Source organism: Cupriavidus sp. PET2-C1 (genome assembly GCF_054515855.1).
On the sequence record NZ_CM137260.1, the window covers coordinates 1950271 to 1972669 of the forward strand.

General features: G+C 65.7%; 19 protein-coding genes and 2 tRNA genes. 16 read left to right on the forward strand and 5 right to left on the reverse strand.

Annotated features, from left to right (window positions below; genetic code table 11):
* Positions 1–290: 290 nt before the first annotated feature.
* The 4 genes from pobA to ACX12D_RS28790 all read left to right on the forward strand — a co-directional run bounded on the left by pobA (position 291) and on the right by ACX12D_RS28790 (position 5006).
* Positions 291–1460, forward strand: coding sequence for a 4-hydroxybenzoate 3-monooxygenase (gene pobA / locus ACX12D_RS28775; RefSeq protein WP_459374465.1), 1170 nt, complete (start codon positions 291–293; stop codon positions 1458–1460).
* A gap of 97 nt (positions 1461–1557) precedes the next feature.
* On the forward strand, positions 1558–2964 hold the full coding sequence (locus ACX12D_RS28780) for an aromatic acid/H+ symport family MFS transporter (protein WP_459374466.1): 1407 nt from the start codon (positions 1558–1560) through the stop codon (positions 2962–2964).
* Between the two features lie 40 nt (positions 2965–3004).
* A complete protein-coding gene (locus ACX12D_RS28785) occupies positions 3005–3952 on the forward strand; it encodes an MBL fold metallo-hydrolase (protein WP_459374467.1) in 948 nt (315 codons plus the stop codon).
* A 220-nt stretch (positions 3953–4172) separates the two neighbouring features.
* Positions 4173–5006 carry a hypothetical protein gene (locus ACX12D_RS28790; protein ID WP_459374468.1) on the forward strand — a complete coding sequence of 278 codons (834 nt, stop codon included), beginning with the start codon at positions 4173–4175 and terminating at the stop codon, positions 5004–5006.
* Positions 5007–5182: 176 nt separating this feature from the next.
* Here the strand turns inward: ACX12D_RS28790 and ACX12D_RS28795 are convergent, their stop codons facing one another.
* Positions 5183–5710: a metal-dependent hydrolase gene (locus ACX12D_RS28795; protein WP_441636127.1), complete on the reverse strand. Its 528-nt coding sequence runs from the start codon at positions 5708–5710 to the stop codon at positions 5183–5185.
* 161 nt (positions 5711–5871) lie between these two features.
* Between ACX12D_RS28795 and ACX12D_RS28800 the strand changes: the two genes are divergently transcribed.
* The 3 genes from ACX12D_RS28800 to ACX12D_RS28810 all read left to right on the forward strand — a co-directional run bounded on the left by ACX12D_RS28800 (position 5872) and on the right by ACX12D_RS28810 (position 6597).
* Positions 5872–6270: a hypothetical protein gene (locus ACX12D_RS28800; protein WP_459374469.1), complete on the forward strand. Its 399-nt coding sequence runs from the start codon at positions 5872–5874 to the stop codon at positions 6268–6270.
* A 96-nt stretch (positions 6271–6366) separates the two neighbouring features.
* Positions 6367–6442, forward strand: a tRNA-Glu gene (locus tag ACX12D_RS28805).
* A 78-nt stretch (positions 6443–6520) separates the two neighbouring features.
* A tRNA-Asp gene (locus ACX12D_RS28810) sits at positions 6521–6597 on the forward strand.
* A 138-nt stretch (positions 6598–6735) separates the two neighbouring features.
* Here ACX12D_RS28810 and ACX12D_RS28815 read toward each other — a convergent pair.
* Both ACX12D_RS28815 and ACX12D_RS28820 read right to left on the reverse strand, forming a co-directional pair.
* Complete coding sequence (locus tag ACX12D_RS28815) at positions 6736–7443, reverse strand: GntR family transcriptional regulator (RefSeq protein WP_459374471.1); 708 nt, start codon at positions 7441–7443, stop codon at positions 6736–6738.
* Complete coding sequence (locus ACX12D_RS28820) at positions 7440–8468, reverse strand: asparaginase (RefSeq protein ID WP_459374472.1); 1029 nt, start codon at positions 8466–8468, stop codon at positions 7440–7442. Before ACX12D_RS28820 ends, ACX12D_RS28815 begins: the two co-directional genes overlap by 4 nt.
* A 118-nt stretch (positions 8469–8586) precedes the next feature.
* Between ACX12D_RS28820 and ACX12D_RS28825 the strand changes: the two genes are divergently transcribed.
* Complete coding sequence (locus tag ACX12D_RS28825) at positions 8587–9927, forward strand: MFS transporter (RefSeq protein WP_459374474.1); 1341 nt, start codon at positions 8587–8589, stop codon at positions 9925–9927.
* Between the two features lie 54 nt (positions 9928–9981).
* Here ACX12D_RS28825 and ACX12D_RS28830 read toward each other — a convergent pair whose 3' ends face one another.
* On the reverse strand, positions 9982–11619 hold the full coding sequence (locus ACX12D_RS28830; protein ID WP_459374475.1) for a sensor histidine kinase: 1638 nt from the start codon (positions 11617–11619) through the stop codon (positions 9982–9984).
* 80 nt (positions 11620–11699) lie between these two features.
* On the opposite strand from ACX12D_RS28830, the gene ACX12D_RS28835 reads away from it, so the two are divergent.
* The 6 genes from ACX12D_RS28835 to ACX12D_RS28860 all read left to right on the forward strand — a co-directional run bounded on the left by ACX12D_RS28835 (position 11700) and on the right by ACX12D_RS28860 (position 19595).
* Complete coding sequence (locus ACX12D_RS28835; protein ID WP_150984423.1) at positions 11700–12305, forward strand: response regulator transcription factor; 606 nt, start codon at positions 11700–11702, stop codon at positions 12303–12305.
* A 173-nt stretch (positions 12306–12478) separates the two neighbouring features.
* Positions 12479–13174 (forward strand): transposase, encoded by a 696-nt coding sequence (locus ACX12D_RS28840; RefSeq protein WP_459374476.1) that lies wholly within the window; start codon positions 12479–12481, stop codon positions 13172–13174.
* A 553-nt stretch (positions 13175–13727) separates the two neighbouring features.
* Positions 13728–15050 carry a TolC family protein gene (locus ACX12D_RS28845; protein WP_459374478.1) on the forward strand — a complete coding sequence of 441 codons (1323 nt, stop codon included), beginning with the start codon at positions 13728–13730 and terminating at the stop codon, positions 15048–15050.
* Positions 15051–15071: 21 nt separating this feature from the next.
* Positions 15072–16253, forward strand: a complete 1182-nt coding sequence (locus tag ACX12D_RS28850; protein WP_459374480.1) for an efflux RND transporter periplasmic adaptor subunit — start codon at positions 15072–15074, stop codon at positions 16251–16253.
* A gap of 1 nt (position 16254) precedes the next feature.
* Positions 16255–19350, forward strand: coding sequence for an efflux RND transporter permease subunit (locus ACX12D_RS28855; protein ID WP_459374481.1), 3096 nt, complete (start codon positions 16255–16257; stop codon positions 19348–19350).
* Positions 19351–19412: 62 nt separating this feature from the next.
* Positions 19413–19595, forward strand: coding sequence for a hypothetical protein (locus tag ACX12D_RS28860; RefSeq protein ID WP_459374482.1), 183 nt, complete (start codon positions 19413–19415; stop codon positions 19593–19595).
* Positions 19596–19609: 14 nt separating this feature from the next.
* On the opposite strand, the gene ACX12D_RS28865 is transcribed toward ACX12D_RS28860, so the two are convergent.
* Positions 19610–20533 (reverse strand): LysR family transcriptional regulator, encoded by a 924-nt coding sequence (locus tag ACX12D_RS28865; RefSeq protein ID WP_459374484.1) that lies wholly within the window; start codon positions 20531–20533, stop codon positions 19610–19612.
* A gap of 157 nt (positions 20534–20690) precedes the next feature.
* Between ACX12D_RS28865 and ACX12D_RS28870 the strand changes: the two genes are divergently transcribed.
* A complete protein-coding gene (locus tag ACX12D_RS28870; RefSeq protein ID WP_459374485.1) occupies positions 20691–21434 on the forward strand; it encodes an SDR family oxidoreductase in 744 nt (247 codons plus the stop codon).
* A 57-nt stretch (positions 21435–21491) separates the two neighbouring features.
* Positions 21492–22397 (forward strand): SDR family oxidoreductase, encoded by a 906-nt coding sequence (locus tag ACX12D_RS28875; RefSeq protein ID WP_459374486.1) that lies wholly within the window; start codon positions 21492–21494, stop codon positions 22395–22397.
* Positions 22398–22399: the final 2 nt, after the last annotated feature.

Consider the following 22399-nt stretch of genomic DNA (forward strand, 5'->3'; position numbering starts at 1 on the left):
AGCGCGGCGCGCATGTACGGAATGTGAAGGCCGTCGCGCGCGGATGGCGCCCTCGGACGCGTCGCCGCGCACACTGGCAAATAGCACAATTCCAGCTGAATTCAATCCAAAAACTAGGGTTTTCCCCAGCGTCAACAGGATATTCCAGCACATTTCGCGCCAGCTGCGGATGTTCGTTTTGTCCTGTTGATGGTTCGTTCCGTCTATTCCCTCCCGTCCCTGGCGCCGCTATTGTTACGTTCAATAGTTACGTGCAATAACAATCCCTATCCCGCACCAGGAGACACGCGATGCGCACACAAGTCGCCATCATCGGCGCCGGCCCCGCCGGCTTGCTGCTCGGGCAGCTACTCGCCAAAGCTGGCATCGATGCGGTTATCGTCGAGCAACGCAGCCCCGACTACATCCTTGGCCGTATCCGCGCCGGCATCCTTGAAAGCGTGACCGCCGATGCGCTGGAGCGCGCTGGCGTGGCGCAGCGGCTGCAGCACGACGGCCTGGTCCACCATGGCATCGAACTGTCCTATGGCGGCAAGCGCCACCACATCGACTTCCACGCGTTGATTGGCCGCTCGGTCACGGTCTACGGCCAGACTGAAGTCACGCGCGACCTGATGGCTGCCCGGCAAGCCGGCAATGCCGTCACCATCTACGACGCGCAAGACGTCAGCGTGCACGATTTCGATACGGCCACGCCCGTGGTGCGGTATCGCAAGGACGGCCAGCAGCACGAACTGCGCTGCGATTTCATCGCTGGCTGCGACGGCTTTCATGGCGTCACGCGGCGCAGCGTGCCCGAGCCGTCCAAGCGCATCTTCGAGCGGGTCTATCCCTTCGGCTGGCTCGGCGTGCTCGCCGACACGCCGCCGGTGGCGGATGAACTCATCTACGCGAGCCACGAGCGCGGTTTCGCGCTGTGCAGCATGCGCTCGCTCACGCGTAGCCGCTATTACGTGCAGGTGAGCGCCAACGAACGGGTCGAGGACTGGTCCGATCAACGCTTCTGGGACGAGCTGCGCAGCCGGCTCGACGCCGGCGCCGCCGAGGCGCTGGTGACGGGCGCGAGCATCGAAAAAAGCATCGCGCCGCTGCGCAGCTTTGTGTGCGAGCCGATGCGCTTCGGCAACCTGTTCCTGGCTGGCGACGCCGCGCATATCGTGCCACCGACCGGCGCCAAGGGACTGAACCTGGCCGCCAGCGATGTCCTCTACCTGGCCGACGGCCTGATCGCGCGCTACCTGCACGACGATGCCAGCGAGCTGGACGCGTACTCGCAGAAATGCCTGCGCCGGGTCTGGAAGGCAGAGCGCTTCTCGTGGTGGATGACATCGCTCTTGCATCGATTCCCCGATGCCGATGACTTCGCGCTGCGCATCCAGCAAGCCGAGCTGGACTACCTCACTGGCTCGCACGCCGCCCAGATGTCGCTGGCGGAGAACTACGTCGGCCTGCCGTATTGAAACCGCTCGATACGCTCGCGGCCATGCGCACGCCTTGAGATACCAAGAAGACCAGAGCATTCGCCGCCAACGAGCGGCATAGCAGGAGACCCGCACCATGACGCCCCCAACCAGCGGCCAGCCGGCCGCCTCCCCTGACCGTGCGCGCCATCCCGGCGCCGGCATCGACGTCCAGCAGTTCATCGACAGCCAGCCGTTCTCGCGCTTCCAGTGGATCATCCTGATCCTGTGCTTCCTGATTGTCGCAGCCGATGGCTTCGACACCGCGGCGATCGGTTTTATCGCGCCGATGCTGGCCAAGGAATGGGGCGTCAGCCGTGCCCATCTCGGGCCGGTGATGAGCGCGGCCTTGTTCGGCCTGGCTGCCGGCGCGCTGGTGGCGGGGCCGCTGGCCGACCGCTTTGGCCGCAAGGGCGTGCTGGTCGGCTCGGTGCTGTGCTTCGGCGGCTGGAGCGTGGCATCGGCCTTCTCGAGCTCGCTCGAAGCGCTCACGGTCCTGCGATTCCTGACCGGCCTTGGCCTGGGCGCGGCCATGCCGAATGCGGTCACGCTGATGTCGGAGTACGCGCCCACGCGGCGCCGCTCGCTGGCGGTCAACGCCATGTTCTGCGGTTTTACGCTGGGCTCCTCGGCCGGGGGTTTTGCCGCGGCCTGGCTGATTCCACACTATGGCTGGCATTCGGTCCTGCTGGTGGGCGGCGTAGCGCCGCTGCTGCTGGCCGTGCTGCTGATCTTCTTCCTGCCGGAGTCCGTGCGTTTCCTGGTGGCGCGCAAGGCCCCGGACGCGCGCATCGCCGCCGCGTTGTCCAAGGTGCACCCGGGCGTGCTGCGCGCAGACGAACGCTTTCACGTGCAAGAGGCCGCGCCCACCGGCGCTTCCTCGCTGCGCACCATCCTGATGCCGCAGTTCCGCGCCGGCACCGTGTTGCTGTGGACCACGTACTTCATGGGGCTGCTGATCTTCTACCTGCTGACGAGCTGGCTGCCGACGCTGTTCGCCGACGCGGGCTACCCGATCGAGAAGGCCGCGCTCATCACCGCGCTGTTCCCGCTGGGCGGCGGCATCGGTACGCTGACCGTGGGCTGGCTGATGGACCGCGGCCATCCGTGGCGCATCGTGGCCGGCACCTACGCGTTGACTGGCGCGCTGGTCTATGCGGTGGGCCACGGCGCCGGGGACGTGTTCCTGCTCGGCATACTGGTGTTTGCCGCCGGCACCTGCATGAACGGCGCGCAATCCTCGATGCCCACGCTGGCCGCCGGCTTCTATCCCACGCAATGCCGGGCCACCGGCGTGGCCTGGATGCTGGGCATCGGGCGCTTCGGCGGCATCGTCGGCGCGCTGCTGGGCGCGCAGATCCTGGGATTGGGATGGAGCTTCGGCAAGATCTTCGGCCTGCTCTCGCTGCCTGCATTTGTTGCCACTGCCGCGCTGCTGATCGCCTCGGCGCGGCCACGCACCGCGGCGCGCCCTGCCATTGGCCAGCACGATGCCGCGCACTGATCGCCGCGCCCGCCTTCAAACCTTCGATCCGATATTTGCCATGATCCGCATGCACCGGCGACAACTTCTTACCCTGGGCGCAGCCGCCTTCGCCGGCGCGGTGCTGCCCGGCCTGCCGCGCGCGCAGGAGGCCAGCCGCGAGCAAGGCATGCGCCTGATCCTGCTGGGCACCAAGGGCGGCCCGCGCGTGGGCGGCAAGCGCTCCAACCCCGCCAACCTGCTGCTGATCAACGGCGTGCCCTATGTGATCGACTGCGGCATGGGCGTGTCGCGGCAGATGGTCGAGGCGGGCGTGCCGCTGTCGCGGCTGCGTTACGTGTTCCTCAGCCACTTGCATTCCGACCATGACCTCGAATACGGCAACCTGATCTACAACGCGTGGGCCACCGGGCTGGATCATCCGGTGGATACCTACGGCCCGCGCGGCACCGAGGCGATGACGCGCACGTACTGGGAGCTCAACCGCTTCGACATCGACACGCGCATCGGCGACGAGGGCCGCCCCGACCTGCGCAAGCTGGTGAACGCGCATGAAGTGGCTGGCGACGGCGTGGTGCTGCAGAACGCCGACGTCAAGGTGACTGCAATGCGCACGCCGCATCCGCCCATCGTGGACAACTTCGCCTACCGCTTCGAGAGCGCGCAGCGCACCATCGTGTTTTCCAGCGACACCGCCTACAACCCCAAGCTCGCCGAGTTCGCCAAAGGCGCGGACGTGCTGGTGCACGAGGCCATGTACGGCCCCGGCATCGACGCGCTGGTGGCGCGCGTGGCCAACGGCGCCACCATCAAGAAGCATTTCCTCGACAGCCATACGCTCACCGAGGACGTCGGGCGCATCGCCGCCGCTGCAGGGGTCAAGACCCTGGTGCTGAGCCATTTCGTGCCGGGCGACGATGACAGCATCACCGACGAAATGTGGGCGCGCGACGTGCGCAAGCACTTCCAGGGCCGCATCGTGGTCGGGCGCGACCTGATGGAGATCTGACGCCCCACTGATGCCCGGGTGACCCGGTTGCGTCCATCCATCATTGGGATGGTGTACCCGCGCGGTTGGTTCGCTGGCCCACACACCCTGTGTTGCCACAGGCAGGAAGCGGCACCGCCCGCTTTGCCTGCCGCCCGGCCGCCGCCTACCATGCTAGCAAAGGTAAGCCCGGTTACAGGGCTGCTGTACCAGAGAGAAATCGTGGTGAGGCGGGGACATTTTGGCGAATTACCTGGAAGAGTACTGCGCACGCATCCGGCGCGCAGCGGCAACGGCCGTGATCGACAAACCGGTGGTGGTGGCTCGCGATGGCATCTACGCGATGTGCTACGTGCCGTTCGAGCACAGCCATGAGCGCGCTCGGCTGGTATTGGTGAGCACCACGCCCGGGCACACCCACGTGCAACTGGCGGCGGAGCTGACCGAGAGCCTGCTGCAGCGGCATGCGCCCGGGCGCACCATCCAGCGCGAGAACAAGCGGCGCGTGGAACTTGGCGGCCCGCTCGTGCGGCCCAACCTGATTCGCATGCTGGATCATTTCGGCATCGCGCAACTGGTCGGGCTGCCCGATGCCGCATCGCTTTGGGATGATGGTTTCGAGCGGCTGCAGCCGCTGGCCTTGCTGCCCTATGCCACCACGCGGCGCGGCCTGGCTTTCGATGGCGACCTGGAAGAGCTGATGGCGGTGCCGATGCTGCTCAGGGTGTTCGAGAACCTGTTCCTCGGCGCGCTCAGTCAGATGGATGACCAGGCGCTCTACCTGGCGCTGGGGCGCACTGCGTGGGCCGCGCTGGGCCATGCCGTCGACCGCGGCCTGCTGCAACGCCGGCAACTGCTGGGCATGCTGCCCGTGCCCGCGCGCGCGGGCAGCATGGTGAAGTACTTCCTGCGCGAGGTCAGCCTGGATGCACTCTCCCCGCGAGACCCTGTGCGCCATCGCACCGCGTGGCTCGACGCCGCGCATGACGAACTGGTGGCGGCAGTGTGCCGGCAAAGGCAGCATGCTGCGGACGCGAGCCAGCCCGGCACAGCGGCAACCTGCCTGGAGGCTTGAAGCCGGCCACCGGCCACTTCCCGATATGCCGAAGCCATCACCCCACGTCGGTGGGGTTCATTTGGCACTTTGGCGCGCCGTTAGCCTTCTGTGAGGGAATTGCCTCCCTCGACATTCCCGATCGGCGGCCCCTTGTGGCCGCCTCTTTTTTTGTGCGGACGCTTGCGCCCAGCCATTCAAACCCGCAGGTGCCAGGCCCGCAAGTACTGGAACAGGTCCAGCCCGTGCGTGCCGTGGAACCAGACGTGGCGCGACAACGCCAGTGCGCCCATCCACGAGGCCGCAACCACCAGCAGGTCGCATCGTCCGCTCTTCCACCAGTTCAGCGAATGCCGCCCGAGAATCCAGGGCACGCCGAGTGGGTTGGGCCAATCGGCCAGCAAGTGCATCAGCCCGCCACAGGCAAACCCGAATGCCGGCGCGGCCAGCGCATGCGCGCCCAGGGCGCGGTGCGCGAACACCAGCAGCGCCAGCCAGGCAATGCCCCAGTGCGTCCAGGTACGGTGCGTGATCCACAGCCGGCGGGATCTGGACCACCAGGCGACCTCCAGCCAGTCGGGCGCGCCGCCGCCGGCCACGCCCGCGAAAAAGGCAAGCACCGCGGACATGTGATACGGGCCGCCGGCACCGGACTGGGCGACCACCGCGGCGGCGATCAGGCCTGCCGCCCATCCGGTGGCGTGGTGTGCTTTGCTGGAAGCCATTACGTAGATGCGCTCATCGGGAGCCGTGCAATGAAGGGGCGCAATGGTGGCAGATCGCACCGCAAAAGAACAGGGCTCGGAGCGCGGCTTGCACCGATGCGCCGCGCGCGCTAAGTTGGAAGCTGCTTGCGGCAAACGCGCCGCGCACCTTGGGAGGTGTCATGAGATCGCAAATTGCCCGGCAGGCCCGCGCAATCCTGGCGGCATCCCTGTGGCTGGCCGTGGCGGCGCATGGGCAGCCGGTGGAATCCGGGCCGCTCACCATCGGCGGCTCGCTGGTGGTGGAAGGCCCCCTCACCGTCCATGGCACGCTGACCGTGGACGGCAGCGTCCTTGCGCACGGCCCGCTGACCGCGGCCTGGTTCGCCAATCGCCCACCGGTTTATGGACAGCCGCCTGGCGCAGGCCGGCAAAAGGTGTTTCACGGCCCGCTCACCGTGCACGGGCCCTTGGTGGTGGAAGGCGACATGCTGGTCAACGGGCCGGTCAACGTCGATGGGCCGCTTAGCGCGGGCGGCAGCATCGACGCCGACGGCCCCATGCGCGAGCGGCGGCGCTAATGAAACGCAAAACAGGGGCTTCCCATCGCAAAAAAAGGGCGCTATAATCGCGCCCCTCGCGACACGAAATGTACATGACGTAGCGAGCAAGTCTCAGTCCCCATCGTCTAGAGGCCTAGGACATCACCCTTTCACGGTGAGTACAGGGGTTCGAATCCCCTTGGGGACGCCAGTTTCGAGAGCAACGCCACCAAGCGCAGCCTCAACACGAGCGTCGGAAACCGCAACAAGCGGGTTCCACAGCCACTGCGGAGTGGTAGTTCAGTTGGTTAGAATACCGGCCTGTCACGCCGGGGGTCGCGGGTTCGAGTCCCGTCCACTCCGCCAGCATTGCCTGGATACTGCGCGAATGCCGCATATCCAGGAAAAAATATAGCCCGCCATCAGGTGGGCTATTTTTTTGCCTGCCACCTGCCTGCCGCCACCCGGCGGGCTCGCAGCGAACGCACCGCCGGTGCGCCTGCGCTATGCCCCGCCGTTGTCCACGGCGTCGGAACTGTCGATCGCCCGCACGATGATCTTCAGCGTGTCGTCCAGGTGATGGATGGTCTGGCGCTTGGCGGTCTCGGCATCGCGCTGCCTGTACTGGGACAGGATTTCGGCATGCTCGGCATTGCTCTGCGCGATATGTTCCGGGCTCATGTAGAGCGACAGCGAGATATACGGCGCAGCCGAATCGCGCAGCGTCTTGACCAGGTGGGCCAGCCTGCTGTGTTCCTGAGATGCCCAGAGTGCCGCGTGGAACTCCAGGTTCAGCTCGGTCCAGCGCGTGACATCCTGCGTCTGCAGCATCTCCGCATGGAACGCCTCGGCCCGGGCGATATCTTCCGGGGTGATGCCCCGGATCGCCTCTTCGACCATCATCGGCTCCAGCACCTTGCGCAGCCGGTAGATTTCCTGCACATCATCCAGCGTCAGGCCGCGCACGACCGCGCCGCGATGCGCGTCGAAGAACACCAGCCCTTCGGAGATCAGCGTGCGCAATGCTTCCCGAACGGGCGTAGTGCTCATCTCCAACCGCTTGGCGAGGTCATCCTGGCGCAAGCGCTCGCCCGCGGTCATGCGGCCTTGCAGGATGTCGGCGCGCAAGGTCTGCACCGCATACTGGTAGGCAGTCAGCCGGCGCGAAGGCGCGGCTTGCGCTCTGGACGGGGAATTCGGCGAGGTCTTCAAGGAACGGGCTGCTGTTGGATGGGCGAATGGCGTGGCAGTGTACCCCACTTCGCAAACGCGTCCGGGATCTGCTCGCGCGGCGTGCCGGCAGCCAGCAACGCACCTAGCAACAGCCGCGCCTTCAACGGATGGAGCCACTTCGAAAGCAAGGCGCCGCGCCGTACCAGATCGACTTCGGAGCCGGCGAAACCATAGGTTCGGGAGGCCGTTGCCCCAGCCCCGGTGCGGCTAGCGATCACCACCGGCACCACCTTGGACAGGCGCTCGATGTGCTCGGCGAAGCCGAAGGAGACGTGCCCGGCGCCGAACGCGGCGACCACGATTGCCTCGTAGCCGAGATCAAGCGCGGCCACGGCCAGATCGCCATCGTCGCCCAGGAGCGCCGGCACCACCGCCACCTTTGGAAAACGCCGCGCGGGCGGGCTTGCCAGCGGCCTGTCGACCGGCGGATGAAAGTACTCGGGCTGCCCCTCGACCACCCTCCCCGCGGGCCCGCCGTCAGGCGACACGAAAGCCTGGACCGACAGGGAATCCGATTTGCAGACCCAGCGCGCCCTGTGAATGGTGTCGTTCATGACAACCAGCACGCCGCGCCCGCGGCTCTGGTCGTCCATGGCGACCTGCACGGCGGCCAGCAGGTTGGCGGGGCCATCCGCTCCCGCGGCCAGCGGCGTGCGCATCGCGCCAGTGATGATCAAGGGCTCGGGGTGGCGCCAATACAGATCGAGGAAAAAAGCGGTTTCCTCGATCGTGTCCGTGCCCTGGGTTAGGACGACGCCGCGCGCCCCGCCGGCAACCTTGCCCTCGGCCCATGCCAGGCAGGCCAGCAACGGTTCGGGGCCAAGCGAAGCGCTCGGCAACTGGAAGAGCGGCTCGGCGGAGATATCGGCCAGCTCTCCCAGCCCCGGCACGGCCGCGACCAGCTGGGCGGCGTCCAGCTTGGGGACAACCCCGCCGGCGGCATCCGACGGCGTCATGCTGATGGTGCCCCCTAGCGAGGCGATGGCAACTGATGGGCGAGGCATATGGTTTTCCCGTAGCGTTAAGGTATGCATTGTGCATTATATATACTATACAATCCGCAAGACAACCTGATGCTCCTAAGCCAACGCCCAAACCCCGAATCCGTTACGGAGACGCACGATGCACCAACACCCGCCGCCCACCCGGTATCGCTTCACCATCTTCTTGCTGATCGTCGTGATTGCCCTGGTCAACTACATTGACCGCGGCGCCATCGCCTATTCGGCCGGGCAGATCATCGAGGAATACGGCTTCGACCGCGCCGGCTGGGGCGCGGTGCTGGGCTACTTCGGCTACGGCTATATGTTTGGCGCGCTGATCGGCGGTGCGCTGGCAGACCGCCTCGGCGCGAAGCGGGTCTGGGTGATCGCAGGCGTGGCCTGGTCACTGTTCGCGATCTGCATGGTCTGGGCGGGCGATATCGGCCTCGCGGTGTTCGGCGGCTCGGCCCTGAGCGGATTTGCCACGGTGCGCATCCTCTTCGGCTTTTCGGAGGGGCCTGCCTACTCGATCATCAACAAGACCATGTCCACCTGGGCATCGCCGGCCGAGCGCGGCTTCGCGGTATCCATCGGCCTGCTGAGCACGCCGCTGGGCGCGCTGCTTACCGCACCGGTGGCGGTCGGCCTGCTGCTGCTCACGGACAGCTGGCGCGCCATGTATGTGGTGCTCGGCGTCCTGGGCCTGGTGCTGATCGCCCTATTCTCGCGCGTCTACACCAACCGGCCCGAGGATCACCCGAAGGTGAATGCGGCAGAACTCGCCCAGATTCAGGCCGGACGCGGTGAAGCCCCCAAAGGCGCCGCAAGCGCAAGCGCCGCCCTGCCTTGGTGGGCGTTCTTCAGGAGCCGCACGCTGGTTTTCAACTCCATCGGCTATTTCTCCTTTATCTACGTCAACTTCATGCTGCTGACGTGGACACCGAAGTACCTGCACGATGAGTTCAACTTCACCCTTTCGTCCCTCTGGTACATTGGGATGATTCCCTGGGTTGGCGCGTGCTTTACGGTATTGCTGGGCGGGCGCATCTCCGACTGGCTGCTAAAGCGCACGGGCAAGCTGGTCATTGCAAGAAGCTGGTTTGCCGCCGCCTCGCTGTTGCTGACGACGCTGTGCTTCCTGATGGTGTCGCAGGCGCACAGCGTGTGGACCGTCATCGCCCTGATGACTTTGGGCAACGCCTTGAACGCCTTGCCGAACTCCGTCTACTGGGCGGTGGTGATCGATACCGCGCCCTCGCGCGTCGGCACCTTCAGCGGCATCATGCATTTCATCGCCAACATCGCTGCGGTCCTGGCGCCCACGCTGGCCGGCATCCTGTCGGCACGCTACGGCTATTCGTCCATGTTCATCGCCACGTCGGTGGCGACGGCGCTGGGCGTGTTCGCCATGCTCCAGGTCCGTCCGGGCGTGGGTCCCCGCCTCGAGCGCGACGCGGGGATTGTTGCCGCGGCAGAATGATCCAGGAGGTCGATGCCCTTGCTCGGGCGTCTGTCTCGGATCCAGCCCACGCCTTCAGCCCAATGCCGCCGCGCGCGGCAGCCTGACCACGAAGCTCGACCCCTGCCCTTCCTTGCTGGTGACCACGACCTGGCCCTGGTGCAGGTCGACCGCCAGCCTGACCAGGTAGAGGCCGACGCCTGCGCCTGCCGTGCCGGCGACATTGCCGCCGCGCACAAAGCGCTCGAAGATATGCTCGCGGTCCTTGTCCGGGATGCCCAGGCCGTGATCGGACACGGACACGCGCATCATGTCGGGGCCACCGGAAATATGCACGGTGACCGGGGTGCCTGCGGGCGAGTACTTGATCGCGTTGCCGACCAGGTTGCTGAAGGCCTGGAACAGCAGCTTGGCGTCGCCATGGAAGATCTCGTTCAAGCCCGGGTCGATGATCTCCTCGATGACGGCCGCGGGGGAACTCTCGCGGTGCATCTCGCAGACTTCGTGCAGCAGCAGGGTCAGTGAGAAGTCGACGCCTTGCAGCGTGGCAAGGCGCCCGCCGTCCAGCAGTTGCGAGGAATCGAGCAGGTGGTCGATCAGGTTGGTCATGCGCCGCACGGCAACCCGGATCCGCCCGCAGCGCTCGCCGAGGACTTCGGCGCTCGGCGCCTCCTTCATGCGCATGAGCCGCTGCGCGTGACCGTCGATCACATTGAGCGGCGTGCGAAACTCGTGCGAGGCCATCGAGACGAAATTGCGCTGGAGCACGGCCAGGCGCCGCTCGTTTTCCAGCGTGTCCAGCAGCATCGTGGTCTGGGCGGCCAGCGCCGCCTTGCTGCGCTCCAGTTCGATGGTATTGTCGCGAAAGCGCACCACGGCGCGGGCGATTTCACCGATCTCATCCCTGCGCCCGGCCCCGGGGATCTCCACGTGAGGATCGTTGTCCATGATGCGGTGCATGCGCTCGACCAGCCCCGCAATGGGGTTCGACACCGCCCTGACCAGATAGATCACCGCCGCGATCACGAGCAAGCCCGACACCAGGATGACGCCGGCAATCAGTTGCCGGGCCTCGTGATAGGCGTCCGCCTCGCGCTCGGTTGCCTGCGCGGCGCCGACGACGTTGCGCTCGGTCAGCACGCCCAGCGTGCCATTGGCCTGCTCGAAGGCGCGGCGCGACTCGCCGCGATAGAGCGCCACGGCCTGCGTCGTGTCTTTCTGGTGGGCCAGCGAGACCACGCGATCGACCAGTTGCCGGTAAGCCGACCATTGCGTCATGAACTGCTCGTAGAGCGCCAGCTCGGCCGGATCGTGCTCGATCTTGCCATAGCGGGCCTCGACCTCCTTGATCACATCGTCCAGCCGGCTGATCTGGCCCTCGGCCGCGCGCAGGTCGGCGCGCGTCGTCGCGATCAGCGCGTCGCCCTCGAACGCGCGGTAGTCCGAAATATAATTATTGAGGTCGCCCAGGATACGGTTACTCAGCAGCCAGCGGCCGCTGATCTGTGCCGACACGCTGTGAAAGCTGCTGAGCCGGTTGATGCCGAACAGGCCCACACCCACCACCAGCAGCAGGAACAGCACGAACACAAGCGACAGCCGGACGCGAATCGGCCTGAGCATGGGCACTGAATCGGGCAGCCCGACCAGGCGCCGCCCCAGGCCGCGACGCACTCGCCGGCTGGCGGGCGCCGGACGAATCGAGTGATTCATAAGACTTTTATCCAGAATTTCGCTACGCTGTACGTTGGCGGGCCGCAAGACGCGGCTCGCTGCCGCCACCAAGGACCAGCATGACCGATGCCCGCCGGAAAATCCTCTGCATCGAGGACGATGCCGAAACGGCCGCACTGATCGCCGAAGAGCTGATCGAGCGGGGCTTTGCCGTGAGCATCGCGCACGACGGCCAGCAAGGTTTTGCCGCCATCCTGCGCGACACGCCGGACCTTGTCCTTTGCGACGTGAGTATGCCAGTGATGACCGGCTTCGAACTGCTGGAGAAGATCACTTCGCTGGCGCCGCGCTTTGCCGACATGCCCTTCGTGTTCCTCACGGCACTGGCGCAGCGCGAGGCCGAGCTCAGGGGGCGCAGGCTCGGGGCCGACGACTACGTGACCAAGCCGGTCGATTTCGACATATTGTCCAGCATTGTCGAGGCTCGCCTTGCCCGGGTCGCGCGCACGCGGCCGGGCCTGCCAGCCGTGCAGCTCAGCGAGCGCGAGGTGGAAGCGCTGGTTTGGTCGGCACGGGGCAAGACCTCGGGCGAGATCGCCACCATCCTGGGCCTGTCCAAGCGCACGGTCGACTTCCACATTGACAACGCACGCCAGAAACTCGGCGTGGCCACCCGCATCGAAGCGGTCGTCAAGGCCGCGTCCGCCGGCATCATCAAGCCCTAGCAGCGCGGCACCGCCCGGCCTACTGTGATCAATCACAGTACTCGGCGGCGGCCAATCCACATAGAATCGGCGCAATTTCATCGCTCCCGGAGCACGGGTTAGCGGGATTTTACGACCAGGGCGCCAGCCCCGGGGTCCACGGCGTCATGGCCGGATCTACCCGCGCCGACGATATGAGCAGATTTCAGCAGCAACGACCCACGCGAAGCGAGGTTGATCCCACCGCCAGCCGCGTGAGCGCGCATGTGTATCCCCATGCGGAGGACCTGCGCCGCGCCACGACGCTGATCCATGTGCGCGCAAGCGGCGCGGCAGGCGCCTCCGATGCCGACCTGACCGCCTTCCTGCTGACCGCATGGCGCAAGCTGCACAGCGCGAGCCACCGCCCGCCGCAGTGCCCGCGTTGCCGCGCCCGCAAGTCGACCTTTGACGGCATCGATGGCAGCGGCGGCCTGCCGCTCTTTCATTGCGCCGGCTGCCGCCAGCGCTTCAGCCGGCTGACCGGCACGCCCATGGCGCGGCTCAGGCTGGAGGACAAGGCGGAAGCCTTCTTCAACCTGGCCTCCCAGCAGGTGTCTGTCGCCGAAGCGGCGCGGCGCCTGGGGATCAAAAGCGAAACCGTCAGGCATTGGTCGATCCAGACCCGCTTGTGGCTGCTGAAACTGGATCGGCAAGGCGACTGGGAGCGGCGCGTGCAGCTGGGCGTGCGCTACGCTGTCCTGCCGGCAAGCACCCGCGGCGAGTCCGCAAGCGTGACACGCGAATGCAAGTGCACCGTCGCCTCGGACGATAGCGATGCACTCGCCGAAATGGAAAACGCGCCCCTGTTGATCCGGGTTTGCCCGCTATGCGAACAGACGGCGCACTAGCGTGGAATAAGCCAGACAAAGGAAAGGCAGGATCCTTTTTTTTAACGGCCCTGGACCTGATTTAATCAGAAATTTCGTCGATCAATCCATATTGATTTCGATGTGGATATCCTGTTGCCTTTAAATACGGAAATCTATTTCTTTCGCACACTGCATACAAAGCGTTCCGCGGAATAGATTGTCCCGGCCACCTCCTGCATTTCCCTCATTTCATGGGACAGCCGCGCCAATCGGCTTGCGGCGTGAGATGGCAATCCGAAGGGTTTCCGTAGCGATTCTGCTGTCGCCCTGCGGAATTGTCGAGGCTGAATTCCAATTTCCAATTCCCCGTGCGGGTAACCCACTAAATTTCCGAAAGCCATTTGCAATGTTCTGGAAGGGCAATTGAAAGCTTGCCCTGTCATAACTATTACAAGTAGCGATGGGAGTGTTTATGATTAAAAAACCAACTAATAGAAAAGTTGGAGCAGCCGTCATCCTGGTCTTTTCGGCTCGGGTCGCATGGGGTGTTCAACTGAGCGGAGATACTGATCCGGCCCCGCTTGTTCCGCCTGTGCAAAAGGCGCCTGCTGCCGGCAAAGCGCCAGCCAGCGGGTGGGATCAGGCAGCGCCGCGCGCATCCGGCGCGAGCGCCACGCCAGCGGCCACGCTCAGTGCCGAAGAAAAGACAAAGGGCCTCGTCGGCCCCGGGTTCTCGTTGTGGGAGCTGTCGGAGGAGCTGCGCGCCAACAACCCGCAACTGATCCAGGCGCGCTCGCTCTATATGGCGGCCAAGGCCACGGTGCCGCAGATCGCCGCGCCAAACAACCCGCAGGTGGGCTTTATCTGGGGCAACCTGCCCAAGAACAGCCCGCTGGCGCTGGCGCGCGCCGAGAGCTTCAGCTATACGCTCACGCAGTCGATCCCGTTTCCGGGCAAGAAGGCGCTGGCCGCCGATATCGCTAACACGCAAGCCGAATCGATCGACGCGCAGCGCGACGCCCTGTACCTGCAGCTCTACGCGCAATTGAGCACGACCTACTTCCAGGCGCTGGCGCAGAAGGCGCAGCTCGATGTGCTGCGCCTGAACCTCAAGCGGCTGGAGCAGGTCAAGCAGGTGGCACGCATCCGCTACGCCAACAACGCGGCGGGCTATGTGGACTACCTCAACGCCCAGGTGGCACAGAGCAGCGCGCAGAACGATATGTTTGGCCTGGAGCGCCAGCATGACAACGCGCTCAAGACCATCAACACGCTGATCGGCAAGAACCCCGAGTTCCCGCTGGAGCTGCGCCCGGACGCCAGCGCGGCGCGCCTGCCGCCCACGCCATTGCCCGAGCTGGAAGACATGGCGCTGCGCGATCATCCCAATGTGCGGACATCGCGCTTCCTGGTGGAAGCGGCCGAGAAGGGCGTGCGCCTGGCCCGCAAGGCCTACCTGCCGGACTTCCAGATCATCGGCACCTTCAACGGCAGCAACCCGCCGCTGGGCTTCAAGCCGGCCAGCTACGGCATCGAGTTCGACGTGATCATCCCGCTGTTCTTCTTCACCAAGGAGAAGTACGGGGTGGATGAAGCCGTGGCCAACAAGGTGGCGTCCGACGCCAATGACCAGTCGGTGCGCCAGCAGACGCTGCTGGCCGTGGACACCGCGCACAACAACCTGCGCCAGTCGGTGAACCAGGCGGAGTTCCTGCGCCAGCGGCAACTGCCGGAGGCCATGACGGCCTACAAGATGGCCTTCACCAACTACGCCAACAACAACGCCGATTTCACCGATCTGCTGACCGCCAGTTCCGCGCTCAAGAATGCCGAGCTGGCCGTGACCCAGGCCGAATCCGATGCGCGCCAGGCGTACTACACCCTCGCCGCCGCGGTGGGACAAGAGAAATTCTGACGGTCGCGAGGCCTTGAACCTATGAACAAGAATCTGATGATCGGTGCCGGCTTTGTGGTGGTCCTCGCCGGCGGTATCTGGGGCGGGAAATACTGGGCCCTGGCACAACAGCCCGAACAGGCACAACAGGCACAGCAGGCGGGGCAAGCTGGCAAGGCCGGCATGGCCGCGCCCTACGCCAAGCCCGAGACGGCGAAACCGCGCCGCGTGCCGTCGCTGCTGACGCTGCCCGAAGGCGGCTTCGACCCGAACGCGGTCAAGTCCGCGGTGTTCAGCGCGCAAGCCGTGACGGTCGACACGCCCACGCCCGGCAAGCTGGCCTACAACGTGCAGCAGGCCAAGCTGGCCTCGGCCCGCGTGGCCGGCCGTGTGGAGCGCATCCTGGTGTTCGAGGGGGCCGTGGTGCGTGCCGGCCAGCCGCTGGCCGAGCTGTACTCGCCCGAGTACATCTCCGCGCAGAACGAATTCCTGCTCTCGCATAACGCCTTCAAGACGCTCAACAACAGCGACCTGAAGGAACTGGTGGACGATGCCCGCCTGACCATGCAATCGTCCGAGAACAAGCTGCGCGTGCTGGGCGCGACCACCGAGGACATCGCCCGCATCCGCGAGCGCGGCGTGGCTTCCGACACGCTGACCATCCGCGCGCCGATCGGCGGCACCATCGTCAAGCGCGACATGGACCCCGGCTCCTACCTCAATGTCGGCGACTCGCTGATGAGCATCATCGACACCCGCTCGATCTGGTTTACCGGCAACCTGTACGAGAACGACATCAAGAACGTGCGCCTGGGCCAGGTCATCGAGATCGAGACCCCGGCCTACCCGGGCCGGCACTACCGCGGGCGCGTCAGCTTTATCGCGCCCAATGTCGACGCCGATACGCACACCCTGCAAGTGCGCTGCGATGTGCCCAACCCGGATGGCACGCTCAAGCCGGAGATGTACGCCACGGCGCGCATCGTCACCGGCAGCGCGCAGGCGCTGGTGGTGCCGCAATCGGCCATCGTCAAGGACCAGGGCAAGCTCTACCTGATGACGCAGCCGGACGACAAGCACATCGAGCGCGTGGCCGTGCAGGGCACACCACGCAGCGACGGCACCTTCCAGGTCACCGAAGGCGTGCCGGCCGGCGCGTCGGTGCGGGTGGTGACGCAGGGCGGCATGCTGCTCAACGAAATGCTGCTCAAGCAGGAGGCCTGAGATGGTCTTCTCGCCTATCAGAAGCATCCTCAAGCGGCGCCTGGTGATCGTCTTCCTGGCCGTTGGCCTGCTGGCGGCCGGCGTGCTGAGCTTCCTGCAGCTGCCGCTGCAGGCGTACCCGGGCGTGGCGCCGGTCACGGTGCAGGCCATTACGCAGTGGCCTGGCCGCAGCACGGTGGAGGTCGAGCAGCAGATCACGATCCCGGTGGAGAACGCGCTGGCCAGCGTGCCGGACGTGCAGTCCTTCCGCTCGGTCTCGCTGTTCGGGCTGTCGGTTGTGACCGTCAAGTTCAAGGAGGGCGTGGATAACTTCAAGGCCCGCCAGAACTTCGTCACCTACCTGTCGCAAGCCAACCTGCCGCCGGGCGTGCAGCCCAACCTGTCCCCGGACGGCGACGCCACCGGCGAAATCCTGCGCTACCGGATCGAGGCCGACGGCATCGACGTGACCACGCTGAAGACCTACCAGGACTACAACGTCTACAAGGAAATCAAGCACGTCCCGGGCGTGGCCGACATCACCGCCTTTGGCGGCAAGGTCAAGCAATACCAGATCGTGCCGACGCCCGAGAAGCTGCAAGCCTATGGGCTCTCGCTCAAGCAGGTGGTAGACGCGGTGTCGAACGCCAACGCCAACGCCGGCGGCGGCCTGATGAAGGCCGGCGAGCAGCAGTTCGTGGTGCGCGGCGTGGGCCTGCTGCAAACGCTCGACGACATCCGCAATGTCACCGTGTCGGTATCTGGCGGCGTGCCGGTGCGGGTGCGCGATATTGCCGAGGTGCGGGTGGGCAACACGCCGCGCCTGGGCATGGTGCAGTTCGACCAGCACGACGATATCGTCGAAGGCATCGTGCTGATGAAGCGCGACGAGAACGCCACCGAGGTCCTGGCACGGGTGCGCGACAAGATCGCCGACATCAACCAGAACGTGCTGCCCAAGGGTATCCAGGTCAAGACGTTCTATGACCGGCAGAACCTGCTCGACATCACCATGGGTACCGTCGAGCATGCGCTGTTCGTGGGCATCTCGCTGGTGCTGATCGTGCTGTTCATCTTCCTCGGCAGCTTCCGCGCCGCGGCGGTGGTGGCGGCGGTGATCCCGCTGGCGCTGTGCGTGTCGTTCATCAACATGGCCCACTTCAAGGTGCCGGCCAACCTGATTTCGCTAGGGGCGATCGACTTCGGGCTGATCGTGGATGCGGCGGTGATCGTGATGGAAAACATCATGCGCCACCTGGAGGAGGGCGAGACCAACGTGGAGGATGGCATCGTCAAGGCCACCAGCGAGGTCCAGCGCGCCATGATCTTCTCCACCGGCATCATCATCGTGGCCTACTCGCCGCTGTTCTTCATGGGCGGGGTGGAAGGCATCATCTTCAAGCCGATGGCCTTCACCATGGGCTTCGCGCTGCTGGCCTCGATCGTGCTGGCACTGACCTTCGTGCCGGCGGTGACGTCCTTTGTGTTCCGCGGCTCGCTGCGCCCGCACTCGCCGAAGTTCATCGCGGTGATCCTGCGCGCCTACAAGCCGCTGCTGCGCAAGCTGCTGAAGAAACCTGGCCTGGTGTTCCTGGCTGCGTTCATCGGCCTGGCCGGCACGCTGTACAGCTCGCGCTACCTTGGCACCGAGTTCCTGCCCACGCTGGAGGAGAACAACCTGTGGCTGCGCATCACGCTGCCCAACACCGTTGACCTCGACTATTCGGCGTCCATCTCGCGCGACCTGCGCGGCTTCTTCCGCCAGCAGCCCGAGGTGAAAACCGTGTCGGTGCAGATTGGCCGGCCGGACGACGGCACCGACTCCACTGGCGTGTTCAACCAGGAATACGCGCTGTACTTCAAGCCCCCGGCCGACTGGCCCAAGGGTGCGACCAAGCAGCAGGTGGTGGAACGCCTGTCCAAGCACCTGGATCGCATCCCGGGCATCGAGTACAACTTCTCGCAGTACATCCAGGACAACGTGAACGAGGCGCTGTCCGGGGTCAAGGGCGAGAACTCGGTGAAGATCTACGGCTCCGACCTGGTGACCCTGCAGGACAAGGCCAAGGAGGTCGAGTCCATCCTGAAGAAGGTGCCGGGCCTGGCTGACGTTGGCATCTTCAAGGAACTCGGCCAGCCCACGCTGAACATCACGGTGGACCGCGAGAAGAGCGCGCGCTTCGGCATGAACGTGAGCGACATCCAGTCCGCCGTGCAGTTTGCGATTGGCGGCGACAATGTGACCAACATCCTGGAAGGCGAGAAGACCTTCGGCCTCTCGGTGCGGCTGCACGACCAGTCACGCAACAACCCGGACGTGATCGGCCGCCTGCTGGTGGATACGCCTGACGGCCAGCGCATTCCGCTGTCGATGGTGGCCAAGGTGGAGGCTACCGACGGGCCCTTCTTCGTCTACCGCGAGACCGGCAAACGCTATATCGCCATCAAGTTCGGCGTGCGCGGGCGCGACCTGGGCAGCGCGGTGGCCGAGGCGCAGGACAAGGTCAACGCGGCGGTGACGCTGCCGGCGGGCTACAGCATCTTCTGGGATGGCCAGTTCAACCAGATGAAGATCGCGCAGAAGAAGCTGGCGGTGATCGTGCCGCTGACCATCCTGGTGATCTTCCTGCTGCTGTACAGCACCTTCGGCAACTTCAAGGATGCGCTGATGGTGGTGCTGAACGTGCCGTTCGCCGCCATCGGTGGCTTGCTGGCGCTGCATATCGCGGGAGAGACCTTATCGATCTCGGCGGGCATCGGCTTCTTGTCGCTGTTCGGCATCGCGATCCAGGACGGGGTGATCCTGATCTCCTACGTCAACCGGCTGGCGCAGTCCGAGGATCTGCACGAAGCCGTGGTCGAAGGCGCCGCGCTGCGCTTGCGCCCGGTGGTGATGACTGCCATGCTGGCGGGCCTGGGGCTGTTGCCCGCGGCGCTGTCGCACGGCATCGGCTCGGAAGCGCAACGGCCGCTGGCGCTGGTGATCGTGGGCGGCATGGTGACCACCACGCTGCTGACGCTGCTGGTGCTGCCGGTGGTGTTCGCCTGGGTCAACCGCAACCGCGGGCGCAAGGGCGGCCCGGACGCGGCTTCGCTGACGCCGGCCGAAGGTATTTGAACCTGAACCAACCAGTGGCTGGTCCGCCCCGAGGCGGACTAGCCACGCAACGGGAGTCAATCATGAGCATGCGAAAAAATGCACCAGCGGCAATGCTGGCCATCCTGCTCTGCGCCGGCGTAGGCGTAGCCGGGGCCGCATCGCAAAAGTCGTCGTCGGGCGGCAAGGGACAGTCGGCGCAATCGGGCCAATCCGCCAAGCAGGCGAGCCGGAACTCGGTGCTGCCGTCCAACGTGCGGAAGTAACCAGCCGGCGCGCCTCAGGCGCCGAGGGGAATCAAGCCCTGGTTCCCCTCGGCGCCCGCCTCGAACACGTCGCGCAGCCACTGCACGAACACCCGCACCCGCGACGATAGCTGGCGGTTCTGCGAATACAGCACGGACACCGGCATCGGCGGCGGTGGCAGGTCCGCCAGCACGACCTTTAGGCGGCCCTCCCGCAGCTCCCTTGCCACCCGATAGCGCGGCACCTGGACCAGCCCCAGCCCGGCCACCGAGGCGCCGGTGTAGAGATCGGCGCCAGTGACCGAAATGGCAGCCGCCAGTTGCACGGCCGTCACGCGGCCAGCTACCGTAAATTCCAGCGGCACCGCCTTGCCGGTGCCGCTGGAGATGTAGTTGACCGCGCGATGCGCCGGCAATGCATCAAGATCCGCCGGTTCGCCATAGCGGGCCAGGTACGCCGGGCTGGCCACGGTCACCTGCTCCAGCAGCGCAACCCGGCGACCCACCATCGACGAGTCCTGCAGGTTGCCCGCGCGCAGCACGCAATCGATTCCCTCGCGCACCAGGTCGACCAGGCGGTCGTCCTCACCGATATGGATTTCCAGCTCGGGATAGAGCGCCAGGAAATCCGGCAGTGCCGGCACCACGAAATGCCGGGCCAGCGTCCCCTGCAGGTTCACGCGCAGCAGGCCCTTGGGCGCGGTATCCCTGAATGACCCCTCCGCTTCTTCCAGGTCGGCTATCAGGCGCACGCAGCGCCGGTAGTGCGCTTCGCCGTCGTGCGTCAGCCGCACCGTGCGGGTGGTGCGCTCCAGCAGCCGGGCGCCAAGCCGGTGTTCCATGCGCTTGATCAGGTTGGTGATGGTGGCGCGCGGGATCCCCAGGTCCTCGGAGGCCTGGGTGAAGCTCTGGCGCTCGGCGATGCGCACAAAAGCCTGCATTTCCTGGAATCGGTCCATGCGTAGCTGAACGGGGCAGGAGTGGGCAATGAAAGACCCAGAGGCGCCCTATTGTTAATACAGATGGAGCAATGATATCAATTTTCCGCCAATTATCTTTGCATGGGAATGGTCCATGATCCGTTTCACCAACCCACCACCAGAAAGGAAACGGATCATGCGCAACGCCAACCCCACCCAAGTCGCCATCGTTACCGGCGCATCCCGCGGCATCGGCGCCGCCGTAGCCAGCCGTCTGGCACAAGACGGTTTCGCCGTCGCCATCAACTACGCGGCCGGCGCGGCCCAGGCCGATGCCCTCGTGGCCGAGCTGAAGGCCGCTGGCGCGTCGGCCATCGCAGTGCAGGCCGATGTGTCCAAGGCCGACGATGTGCGCCGCCTGTTCGAGATCACCGAGCAGCAACTGGGCAAGGTGAACGTGCTGGTCAACAACGCCGGCGTGCTCAAGACGGTTCCGCTGGCCGACACCAGCGACGCGCTCTATGACCAGGCTTTCGACATCAACGTGCGCGGCACCTTCAACACCCTGCGCGAAGCCGCCGCGCGGCTTGCCGACGGCGGGCGCATCGTCAATTTCTCCAGCACCGCGCTGGCGCTGAACCTGCCCGGCTATGCCGTCTACAACGCCACCAAGGCGGCGGTGGAAGCGTTCACGCACGTGTTCGCCAAGGAACTGCGCGGGCGCAACATCACGGTCAATGCGGTGGCCCCGGGCCCGATCGCGACCTCGCTGTTCCTCGACGGCAAGACCGAAGAGCAGATCCAGGCCTTCGCCAAGATGCCTCCGCTGCAACGCCTGGGCCAGCCGGAAGACATCGCCGGCGTCGTCGCCTTCCTCGCCGGCCCGGATGCCGGCTGGGTCAACGGCCAGATCCTGCGCGCCAATGGCGGCGTGGCCTGATCGCTCGCGCAGCACGGGGCCACGCCTCACCACGCACGACGTAAAAGGGGGAACTTCATGCAAAGCACCAATCAGCAGGTCATTGTCGTCACCGGCGCGGGCACGGGCATCGGCAAACTGAGCGCGCAGGCGCTGGCTGAAGCCGGCCACATCGTCTACGCGACGATGCGCGATGTGGACGGCCGCAACCGCGAGCGCGCGGACGCACTCCGCGCGCTCGCCAGGTCCAGGAACATCCAACTGCATCCGCTTGCACTCGATGTGCTGTCGCAGGAATCGGCCGACGCCGCCGCGGCAACCATCGTCCGCGCACAAGGCCGCATCGACGTAGTGATGCAGAACGCCGGGCACCTGGTGGTCGGGCCCGCCGAGGCCTTCACGCCAGAGGAAATGATGCGCGTGTTCGACACCAACCTGTTCGGCGCCCAGCGCGTGAACCGCGCGGCGCTGCCTTACCTGCGCAAGCAGGAGGCCGGGCTGATGCTGTGGGTCAGCAGCAGCACCGCCAAGGGCGGCTTCCCCCCGTTCATGGGGCCGTACGGCGCGGCCAAGGCGGCCATGGATTCGCTCGCGGTCACGCTGGCCTACGAGATCGCACGCTTTGGCATCGAAACCTCGATCGTGGTGCCGGGCGCGTTCACCCGTGGCACCGCGCACTTCCCGAGCGCCGGCAAGCCGGCGGATACCGCCACCGCCGCAGCCTACAGCCGCTATGACGGCGTGATGGACCAGATCGGCGAGCGCCTGAGCGCGCTGACGCCGGACGACGCCGACCCGAAGGCCGTGGCAGATGAGATCGTGCGGATCGTGGGCCTGGCCGCCGGTACCCGCCCGATGCGCTCGGTGATCGATTTTGTGGGCGATGGCGCGCGCGAGGTGCTGGAAGTCTCGGAGCGCGTGCGGATCGAGTTTGCCAGGCGCATCGGCATGGAAGACCTGCTGCAGGCCAAGGCCACACGCTAGTC